This is a genomic window from Gordonia sp. i37 (genome assembly GCF_002043085.1).
GTDB classification, from domain to species: Bacteria; Actinomycetota; Actinomycetes; order Mycobacteriales; family Mycobacteriaceae; genus Gordonia; species Gordonia polyisoprenivorans.
The window spans coordinates 1-8,786 of record NZ_MVPX01000561.1 but is presented as its reverse complement, the minus strand read 5'-3'; the positions used below and the strand labels follow the sequence as shown (position 1 = coordinate 8,786).

General features: G+C 53.5%; 7 protein-coding genes and 1 pseudogene. All 8 read right to left on the bottom strand.

The features are described 5' to 3' along the window. Window positions 1-204 precede the first annotated feature (204 nt). Window positions 205-954: a CpsD/CapB family tyrosine-protein kinase gene (locus B1964_RS31330; protein WP_253194242.1), complete on the bottom strand. Its 750-nt coding sequence runs from the start codon at window positions 952-954 to the stop codon at window positions 205-207. Window positions 955-1,326: 372 nt separating this feature from the next. Continuing rightward, window positions 1,327-1,614 (bottom strand): annotated as a pseudogene (locus B1964_RS31620) (Wzz/FepE/Etk N-terminal domain-containing protein); the annotation flags it as partial. A gap of 81 nt (window positions 1,615-1,695) precedes the next feature. After that, entirely contained in the window at window positions 1,696-3,006 is a 1,311-nt protein-coding gene (locus tag B1964_RS30195; protein WP_139765909.1) for a hypothetical protein, read from the bottom strand. A gap of 34 nt (window positions 3,007-3,040) precedes the next feature. Continuing rightward, window positions 3,041-3,964, bottom strand: a complete 924-nt coding sequence (locus B1964_RS27785; protein ID WP_079932123.1) for a glycosyltransferase — start codon at window positions 3,962-3,964, stop codon at window positions 3,041-3,043. Beyond that, window positions 3,961-4,737, bottom strand: a complete 777-nt coding sequence (locus tag B1964_RS31615; RefSeq protein ID WP_366664300.1) for a glycosyltransferase — start codon at window positions 4,735-4,737, stop codon at window positions 3,961-3,963. The genes B1964_RS27785 and B1964_RS31615 overlap by 4 nt, the downstream gene beginning before the upstream one ends. A 395-nt stretch (window positions 4,738-5,132) precedes the next feature. Continuing rightward, complete coding sequence (locus tag B1964_RS27775; protein WP_172398987.1) at window positions 5,133-6,341, bottom strand: glycosyltransferase; 1,209 nt, start codon at window positions 6,339-6,341, stop codon at window positions 5,133-5,135. Window positions 6,342-6,840: 499 nt separating this feature from the next. Then, entirely contained in the window at window positions 6,841-8,142 is a 1,302-nt protein-coding gene (locus B1964_RS27770) for a UDP-glucose/GDP-mannose dehydrogenase family protein (protein WP_079932120.1), read from the bottom strand. Then, window positions 8,142-8,786: sugar transferase (locus tag B1964_RS27765; protein ID WP_139765908.1), on the bottom strand; the 645-nt coding region annotated here is incomplete at its 5' end. The genes B1964_RS27770 and B1964_RS27765, both read right to left, overlap by 1 nt.

The following is an 8,786-nucleotide window of genomic DNA, read 5'->3' as shown; positions in this document are numbered from 1 at the left end:
ATAGCTGCGTACCGTTGCCGTCGCCAGACCGCGACGGAACAAGGTAACCGAAGGCTGAAGAAGATAAGAAATTCCATAATTGATCATCAATCGGCTATTTCAACGATTATAGCGAAACCAAGATAAGCTACATATGACACGACTACCAATAACGCGATCGCCAACGCGAAGATCACAAGGCTACTTGCGGCTGACCAGGAACTCTCAAACTGAAGACCCACGCGCACGTACATCTCTGTCCAACTCGGAACTACCATAATAACCGTATCCAATCGTAGACCTGCCGACGCCATTCACCAACACTCCACAAACGTTACTAGGCGAAGAGGCCAGCTCTGCAGAAGCCGCACGCAAACCCGCCTTTGTGCCAACGCCTACCCTCGACACAAGCAATACGCCGTCTACTACTTCGCCCAACACCAACGCATCCGCCACGGGACCAATCGGAGGTGCGTCAACCACGACGAAGTCGTAAGTACGGCCAACGTTAGTGATGAACAATTTCAACCGATCACTGCCAAGCAACTCCGCCGGATTAGGGGCTTCAGGACCGCTCGCCATCACATCCACGCCTATGTGGGCCGACGTCTGAATCTGATCCTCAACTTCGTCACCACGCAAGAAGCCTGTCAAGCCAATTGCGGAAGAAAGTCCCAAAAACCGCGCAATAGCAGGCCGCCTCAAATCGCCGTCAACAAGCAACACACGCTTTTGAGCGCTAGCCAAAGCTAGCGCCAGGTTTACTGCCACCGTGGTTTTGCCTTCACCCTCCGATGCGCTAGTAATAACAAGCGACCTTATCGGCTTGTCGACATCGATAAATCCCAAATTGATGCGAAGACGACGGAACTGTTCGACAGCTATACCTGAAGAATCAAAGTCCAAGGGCGAACGTGCAATCTCCTCAGATTCCTCAATCGCCCCGAGAACAGGTTCTGGAATCAACTCCGACACATCCTCAACCGAGCGAACTCGCCGATCAAGGTATGCCCGAAATACCGCGGCTAAACACCCCAATAGCACCCCACCTAGCAAACCTACGCTTAGATTCTTTGACGGCCTCGGACTTACTGGGTCAGGATCCAGCTTAGCTGGGCTGACCACGGTCAACTTCGCGAGCGGCGCACCACCACTCGCAGGCGTTTCCAAATCAGCCACATAGTCTGACATGGCAGAAGCGACTCCATTCGCTAAACGCATAGATTCAGAGGCATCTCCAGACCTTGCAGTCACGACCAGTAGAACTGTATCCGGATTCCCTACTGCCGATACCATTCGTTGCGCCTGAGCGGTATTCAAACCAAGATCAGAGAGTTGAATAGCCTTAGTCAATACCGCATCAGATCTGGCTAGATCCGCGTATGACGCCACTCGCTGCTGGGAAGCCAAGGACCCCTGGTACGCATCCGAAGCATGATCCGATCCAGAGCCAGATGTTACATATAACGTACTGGAGGCCTCGTACACCGGACTCTGTAATATGCAAACGGCCAATCCTACAACGGCTCCAAACAAACCTCCGCAAACCACAATCCACCATCCACCGATAATCGCGCGGAGCCCAAAACTCCCCACAACACCATCAAAACGAGGACTACTAGCCCGTACCAACATAACAATACCTACACTTTCTTTAAGAAGACTCCTGCGCTAGATAACAAAGAACGGAGGCATTATCGCCTGCCATCTCTCGAATCACACAGCAAACAACTGACTATGTCCAATAGACGCGAGCCACAAGCCACCAAGCGCGAAACTCAAAATGCTCGAAAGCCAAAGCTCCCATCTGTAGGACATTAACCGTGACAAAACGGCGCTTGTGACGCCATCCACAAGCGCATAGGCGCAGATTACCGCTCCTACACTAAAGCCAGAGCTCAGGGAGGTGAGCCATAGCAACGATAGAACACCTATCGGGACAGCTACTGTGACTACCAATTGCCGAGGCTCCCGATAACGCATAGCGAACCTAGTAACAACCGATGAAATGGACGAGACAATCAACCATATTGCCACGATCACAACAAACAAGACGTAACGACCCGCGAGAAAGAAAGTCGCAATACACGCTATCGCCGAAACTAGACTGATAGTGACGACCGCATAGCGCAGGAGAGGACGTCCGGCAAGCTCATCGGTTGAGTTCCTATGCACCAGTCTCGGAAGGAGAGTGTTTACAAAGATGGTCGTAGTGGCGCCCACAATCTTGACCGGGATGCTAGAAATTGTGAGCGCAGCGGGGGGCAGCTGCGCTGACAGCGACTGGATACCTACTGCTGCACCATACCCAGTTGTTGACCTTGCCAGGAACCAGTAATTCACGACAGGGGATGCGCGGTCGCTCCGATATTCTCCTACAACCCCAGCTACGGAATAGGATCGGATCTGGATGACAACAAGGGCCATGCTTCCTAACAGCATGAATAACAGCATGGCTACGACCGTCTGGAGCGAATCGCGGAGCGGCAGCGCAAGTGCAACTAAAGCGAAGAAACTTGCGGGAAGTGTGGCCCCGGATATCCAAACAGGATTGCCCGATGCTTCAGCACAGATTCCCCGGAACCAGACTATCGATTGAACAAACGCATTTAAACCACACAACAGTCCAATCTGTACGACTACATTGAACTGACGACCATTTTCCAGCATCCAAACCATACCGAGACCAATAGTCGCCACCGAGAGAACGGGAGTGATAGCCCCATACAAATCGACAAATCGCTTCGAGACGTCGGTTTTGTTTATTAGCATAGGATAAAAGACACCGACCAGGATGATCTGCACGGGAAGCAATCCCAAATTGTAGAAGTAAAGATAGCAGTCCGTGGCGTCCGTGGGACCATGTCGTGCAAGTAGCGCAACGAGCTGAATGAGGCCGAGTCCTTGTGATGCAAGAGCGATTGATGGCGCTCGAAGGTAACCCGCTACCACTGCACGAACAGACCCCACGCCGAACCTCCCACTAATCGACAACTGAGTTCCTCCGCTGTACTCGACCACATTCACGGACACCCCAGACTGAGGCTCCGTTCAAAAACGTTTACAGGAAAGTTCTTGCGTAGATCAGGCTTCGACTCGCCACATATTGCATCCGCTTCTGTCTGTCGCCCCGCGAAAGCGGGCAAAGAATACTAAACACAAGAAACCGCGCGGTAAATCCAAGCGTGACAGTACTGATCCAGCATGCTCGCTCGAGCAGGTTGGGGTCAGTGTTAGCGACATAAGCCTCGTAAAGATGTCGTAGCCAGACATCGGAAAGGGTGCCATCTGCGGAAGCCGTGCTCTTTCCAACCAAGTGTCTGACGATGATACTCGTATCAAGCATAACTGTACCCTCAGTATGCACACTAGATCGCCAACAAAAGTCGATATCTTCACCATACATAAACCAGCGATCATTAAGGCCACCAAGACTGCGGAGGTGATCTGCACGAACCACCAGACAGCCACCCGTCGACCAATCGACCGTTCTTACACCCTGGGTACAATGCGCTCGCAGCAGGTAATGCCCCTCGAATACGGGGTGCAGTCCGCCCAGGATTGAGAGGCCAGTCATATGTACGAAAATTCTCCATAGCGTCGGCAGACGGCCCGCCGTCACGCTTCGTCCATCACCCTGTGTGACCATGGGTGCGGCGGCCACCACTTCGCCGTCGACCAATCGAGCCAATTTCAACAAGTCTTCGGAACGAATAAACGCATCAGGATTCAATAGAGCAATACAGCGCCCGTTAGCACTGAGTAAACCCTCATTTACCGCGGCAGCAAACCCACCATTAGTAGAGCGCCGAACTACAATCCCGTTTTGGCACATCTTGCGGAACACATCCACGGTATTGTCAGTCGAATTATTGTCAACAAGAATGACTTCGATGGAATCACTTGCGCCGAGGAACCCTAGGCAATCACTGATAACGTGCTCACTGTTATATCCAACAATGATTATGGAAATTTCCCGCTTCACTGGAGTCCTCCACGAGACTCATCGCTCCAGGTGGTTAGCCCGTGCTTACTGGAATACTCATGCTGACATATGGACTTGCGGATACGTTGTGCGACACCCGTCCACACATACTCTTCGCGTCCATGCCAGGACATCTTGCTTCGACTATTGGTAGGCACCTCAGGACGAGCTTCTGCTACCAAACTATCGATCGCACTGGACACAGCGTTCCTATCGGTTGGATTGACGAATCGTGCATGACTGCCAAGAGTCTCGCGGAATACTGGGATGTCACTGACAAGCAATGGTGCGTCCGACAGGAGCAGTGCCTCAGCCGGCGGAAGTCCGAAACCTTCACCAAGTGACAGAAATACGAACATCCGACAGTTCCGATACAACCAGTGTAGTTCAGCATCACTGATAGAGCCCAAGAAGATGACCCGACCAGATTGAATCGCATCGCGGCTAATTTGTGTCAGATTGCTGGTTTTTCCGTCAGTGTCACCAACCACAACCAACGGATAGTTCCTGCTCGAGTCTGACGCGATGTAGGACTCGATGGTTGCGACTAGATTCTTCCGAATGTTCAGCCTTCCCACAGTTAGAAAGAATCCACTCCTAAGAACGGCCCTAGGTAGTCTCGTTGGCACCTGTGGAGAAAAACGCTCTATATCTTCACCAACGCCCAGGCCCACTGCCACGACTTTTCTTATTCCAAAGTTCTCTGCTATTATTCTTCCTTCTGTTCGGGTGGTGGAGAATACGATTCTGGCGCGTCTCGCTAGGATTCGCATAGGCCAAAAGTAGATTCTTTCAGAGAGAGTAAACCACTCTGGTCGGGTGATAAATAGCGAATCGTGCACGAGGACAAAGCTATCGCCAAATATGGCAGCGAAATTCTGTGTAAGAACATATTCGGCATTGACCTTCTTTGCCAGCGCCGGTGCACGGAATGCCGCGAATAGGGCGTGAGGCCAAATGGCACTCTGCAAATGCATGACTCGGCGTGATGAGAAGACGTCAGGAAGGCTTGTAGGTCTTGTCCGTCTAGTAAGCTTCTTTCGAGTCACTATGGTTATATCGTCTTCGGGAAACTCTTTAGCCCAGGCCTCAACTAGTTCAGAAACGGTCCGTCGCAGCGACACCGTACCTCCGCCGGACATCCAATACGCGTCGATGAGAATGCGCATTATGATTTTTCCTCGAAGCTGGCTTCCACTTTTCCGTCGAAGATATTTGTTGTGCTATTTGAATGTGGCGCATGCAACCACTCGTTGGCGGCTTCGCGGCTGTGCATATTTGGCAACGAGTACAGGGGTTCACCCACCCACTCCGCAGTCATCTTGTTGATCACTTGGTCAGCGAGATCGGCTGGAGCGATATCCTCCGGCACCACTAGTTGGTGATTTAGACGAAGCCAGCTGGCAAGCCCTGTTCCGCTGGTGGCTACAATAAAGCAGTCATGGGCCAGGCCCTCGGAGATCGGCAGGCCGATTTGCTCCTGCCAGTGGTCCGTAGATTGTGACAACAGATATAGGACCTTCGACCTCCTTAATTCACGATGGATAACACTCCGCGCGGGGTCTACATAGATAGACACGTCCGATCGATCCTCGGCCCAAAGTGTCGCTTGTTTTTCAAGACTTCCGATCCCGATTAAGACATACTTGAACTGTCCCGGAGCTTTAAGACGAATCTGTTCCCAGGTTTCCAATAGAATTGGCAGGCCTTTCCTCTCTGAAAACTGGCCGACAAAAATCATTTGGGGCTTTTCGGGAGTATCTGCGCTGCAGTTGCAGTCGTTCGGCAATTCCAAGATCAGGCGATGCTGTCTCGGCAAGCCTCTTCGAGTAGCTATCGCGCCGTACAGCTCCATTGACTCGGGACTGCCAAAAGCAATGCGGTCGATCTGCGACAAAACAAGTCTTACGAGTCGCAAGACCAGCCATGCGAAAGGTCCGGGCGGTAACTTTCCGCCCGTTAAGGCATTCCACTTACGCAGTGCGGACGAACGGGGGTGGACATTCTCGAGTGCGTAACAGACGATACGTGTGCGCGATCTTGATCCGCTCCATGCCAGCAAGTAGTTGCTTGTCCTTATAGCACTGACTAGTGCAATCGCTCGCGGTAGTGCTGGCAAGTTGGCAGGTTCATTAATCTCAACGCTTCGCGGATCGCCGAGGATAATCGCAAATACCGCAAACGCTAGGCCTTTGCGGTATGCAGGCAATTCTTTTTGCTTTGCGGAATCCCAATCATAGTACTCGCTGCCGTAAAGTAGGACTTGAGAATTTCCATTTTCATTGCGCAGAGCAAGTCGCTCGAGGTGCTCTGCTCGTGCGACGGAGTAGACTGCCAACTGCCGGCTACCTCGAACTTTGCCTACAATCTCGCTCATCGAGGGGCGCTGTGCCCGATTCTTGGCAGCTCCTGCTAGAATCCTCATATCTCAGTATCCTCTGAAAGATTTTGATCGCCTTACACAGGTTTTCACCGGCTGTAAGAATATTGCTGAACTTTTCATGGGCTTATAATTGCAAATCGGGTCGAAAACTAATTTGAATAATCGCATGACTCGAGACAGCGGGCAGATGCGAGCGCCAGATCTGACATAGAGAGACATACCCCTCATCCTCGACTCGCGCTTTGGAGCCGTCTTTAAGTCGCGCACACAGTGTTTGGTTACACGAGCCGCCATGCACTTCTATGTTTCATACTTATACTTTCCGGTGCATTTAGGGCGACTTTCTGGCATTCATCCCTTGAGATTTGGTGGTTTTCAATTGCCATTGCACGTCTGCGGTGACTGAAACTCGAATGGGAGATTGACATTTTCCATGCTGTATCAGTAATAGATATATATGCGAGAGTTTGTATCATACATTGATCATTTGGAGTCATTTACGGTAGCTCCATCCGTTCGCTATCCACTGGTCCTCAAACAGGCACATCCGTCCATCGATTACGTTCTTGTGCCGGACTATCGCGCCGAGTAGGATTGGGTCCAAGTCGATGAACTCGGGCCACTCTGTGAGTACCAGTATCGCGTCGGCACTGTCGCAGGCGTCGACAGCTGAAGCGGCATAGTCCAAAGTTGGGAAGAGCCTGCGGGAGTTGTCCATTGCTCTTGGGTCGTACACCGTAACCGACGCGCCCTGCAGCTGAATCTGTCCTGCAACATTTAGTGCAGGCGAATCTCTTACGTCATCTGATTCAGGTTTGAATGCACACCCTAGTACGGCTACACGCTTCCCAAGTAGCGATCCGTCGCAAACCTCGCGCGTCAACTCCACCATGCGGGTCCTCCTTCGCATGTTGACGTTATCGACCTCACGAAGGAAAGAAAGCGCCTCCGCCGCACCCAACTCGCCGGCCCTCGCCATGAAGGCCCGGATGTCCTTCGGCAGGCATCCGCCTCCGAACCCGAGACCCGCGTTGAGGAACTTGCGGCCGATTCGAGAGTCGTAACCGATCGCGTCCGCGATCGCTTTTACGTCGGCGCCGGCCGCGTCGCACACCTCGGCGATTGCGTTGATGAACGAGATCTTCGTCGCCAAGAACGCGTTTGCTGAGGTCTTCACCAGCTCTGCAGTTGGAGGGTCTGTCACAAGGAAGGGGGTGTCAGCGCCCAGGATTGCCCCATAGATCTCTCTGCAGGTCAGCTCGGCCCGGCCACCGCTGAAGCGTCCGAGCACCACTCGGTCCGGGTTCAGTGTGTCCCTTACCGCGTATCCCTCTCGTAAGAACTCGGGGTTCCAGGCGATCTCCACCTCGAGATCTTTCGCAAGTTCGTCAACTCGTTCACTGAGCCTCTGGGCTGTTCCGACAGGTACGGTCGACTTGCCGAGAATCAACGCGTCTCGCGTCAACAACGGGACCAATTGATCAATGGCTGCGTCCACGTACCGCAGATCCGCGCTGTACTCGCCCTTCTTCTGCGGAGTTCCCACAGCAACGAAGAACACTTCGGCGAAGTCCGCCGCCTCTTCATAAGAACCGGTGACCCGCAACCTGCCGGAGTCGATGTGCTTCTTCAGCAGCTCCGGAAGCTCGGGCTCGTAAAACGGCACTTCGCCACGAGCGAGGCTGTCCCGCTTCTCCGGGACCACCTCGACTCCGAGTACCTCATGGCCGAGCTCGGCCATGCATGCCGCATGGGTGGCGCCGAGATAGCCTAGGCCCAAGACAACCATCCGCATCAGTACGCTCCTTCTTTCGCCAGCACGGCCTTGGCAGTACGCCAGAGGATGACGACGTCTTGCATGATCGACCAGTTCTCGACGTACGAGAGGTCGAGTCGCACAGACTCTTCCCACGAGAGATCGGATCGGCCGGAAACTTGCCACAGCCCGGTGATCCCTGGCTTCACGAGCATTCGTCGTGCGACTCGTCCGTCATACTTCTCCACCTCGTCCGGCAGCGGCGGGCGCGGTCCGACGAGGCTCATGCTTCCCGTGACAACGTTGAAGAGCTGCGGTAGCTCGTCGAGGCTGTAACGCCGGATGAACTGTCCTACCCTGGTGACGCGAGGATCGTCGCGCATCTTGAACAGCACACCTGCCCCCTCGTCGAGGTGGGCGAGCTCGTGCTTGCGCTTGTCGGCGTCCTGCACCATCGAACGGAACTTCCACATCTCGAACGGTTTGTTATTCAGCCCGATGCGCACGGCCCGGTAGAAGATCGGGCCGGCGGAGTCGACTTTGATGGCGATGCCGACGGCGACCATGATCGGAGCAAGCATCAGCAGCGCGGTGAGTGCGCCCACTCTGTCGAGCGCAGCCTTTCGGAACCGGTTGGCACCCTCGTATCGGGGCTTGTCGATATGGAGCAACGGCAGGGCCGC

Excerpts from the sequence above, each read along its gene's own strand:
- B1964_RS27775 (WP_172398987.1), bottom strand. The coding sequence starts at position 6,341 with ATGAGCGAGATTGTAGGCAAAGTTCGAGGTAGCCGGCAGTTGGCAGTC.
- B1964_RS31615 (WP_366664300.1), bottom strand. The coding sequence starts at position 4,737 with ATGCGAATCCTAGCGAGACGCGCCAGAATCGTATTCTCCACCACCCGA.
- B1964_RS27770 (WP_079932120.1), bottom strand. The coding sequence starts at position 8,142 with ATGCGGATGGTTGTCTTGGGCCTAGGCTATCTCGGCGCCACCCATGCG.